The 1,310-nt window shown below is 40.1% G+C and carries 2 protein-coding genes; both read left to right on the top strand.

Going from position 1 to position 1,310, the window contains the following annotated elements; all coding sequences use genetic code 11:
* Positions 1 to 596, top strand: a 596-nt coding sequence (locus L876_RS0116300; protein ID WP_211237668.1) for a hypothetical protein, incomplete at its 5' end; no start/stop codon positions are given.
* Positions 597 to 915: 319 nt separating this feature from the next.
* Positions 916 to 1,254 carry a hypothetical protein gene (locus L876_RS0116295; RefSeq protein WP_028764767.1) on the top strand — a complete coding sequence of 113 codons (339 nt, stop codon included), beginning with the start codon at positions 916 to 918 and terminating at the stop codon, positions 1,252 to 1,254.
* The last annotated feature ends 56 nt before the right edge of the window (positions 1,255 to 1,310 follow it).

The raw sequence follows: 1,310 nt of genomic DNA, 5'->3' as shown, positions 1-1,310 counted from the left end.
TACGACCAAGGCCGGTCGCCTCTAGAAAGTATTTAGGATGGAAAAGTAAACAGGCTTTTTATCTCTTCTGCCGCATAGCGGCTTCGTTCAACAAGAATTTCAAGCAGGACAAAATACAGTTGGCTTTTTGTTCACTACGTTCACCTATTTTAGCCAACTATATTTTGCCTCTTAAATGGGCGTTCTGTGTCAGGAGAATCATGGCATCACATAAGCGACTAAAAAGTGTTGTGCAAAGTATCGCTCACCACTCAGTGGGTGCACTTTCGTTTGTACATCCGCATCTTGGTAAAGCTTGTGAGGAAGTAGGTATAAGCTCTATCGAAGTTCATATATCTAAAAGTGAGCCTTGTCCAAGAATTTTTATAAACGACGAGCCGTTGCGGTTGGCTCTGAATGCACTTAGAGAAACATTTTATGGGCTAGTGGTAACCGAAGGCTTTGAGCAAAAAGATATTGAGTCGGCAAAGTTAGTCTTTGAATTCAAGCATGGTCAACTCGACCATTATTGCAGTGATTGTACAGCCTCATTGGTTAGTGCATCAAAAACGTACCAAAGTAAGGTAAATTACCTTGGCAACACAGAACAAGTTTAGGCAAGCGACGCCAAAAATCGGCGCGCCTGCTAAAGGCGTTAAATGTTAGAGATTAATTTATGTCAGTATTAGGAATAGTGATAGGTCTCATAATTGTTGTTATAGCTATTCTTAGTTACCGAAATAGAGATATACGTTGTTCTGAATGTGGTGAGCGTATGATGCTCTCAAAAGAAAAAACAAAGTGGTGCTGTACTGACTGCAATCATGAGCTAGAGCGAAAATAGTTTCTAGTCGTTGCATTTAACAAGGCATTCGTATCGTCCCTTCGGGACTGGGACGCTTTCAGCGCCCCACAATATTGGCGTTATGTAGCAATATGAAATCAAGCTTTGTATTCTTAATCATGTATTTCTTTAGTTTGAGTTGTTTCTCAAATGAAGATGTTGAATTCACAATAAGTGCCAATAAAAGTGGTACTGTCTTTCTGGTGACGGCAAAAGGCCAAACTGATATTGGTAATGAGTTACTTGATAGCTGGTATAAAAAAGCTAATGAACTTTGTGGTACTAAAAAAGTAATGGTTGAGCCCAATAATGGTATGCCTATTGTTCGCAATACCAGTTGTGGTGACGCAATAAAAATTGAAAATGGTATTCAAAAATGTGAGCTTATTAAGGCAACTGTTTTTGGTAAAGTCACGTGTGTAGCTACATAACGAATAAGGATAGGCCGCGCGTAGCCGCGTCCTTATCCCGAGTGTTGAACAAGCCC

Origin of the sequence: Shewanella colwelliana ATCC 39565 (assembly GCF_000518705.1) — a bacterium.
Classification (GTDB): domain Bacteria; phylum Pseudomonadota; class Gammaproteobacteria; order Enterobacterales; family Shewanellaceae; genus Shewanella; species Shewanella colwelliana.
This window is presented reverse-complemented; position numbering and strand designations above follow the sequence as displayed.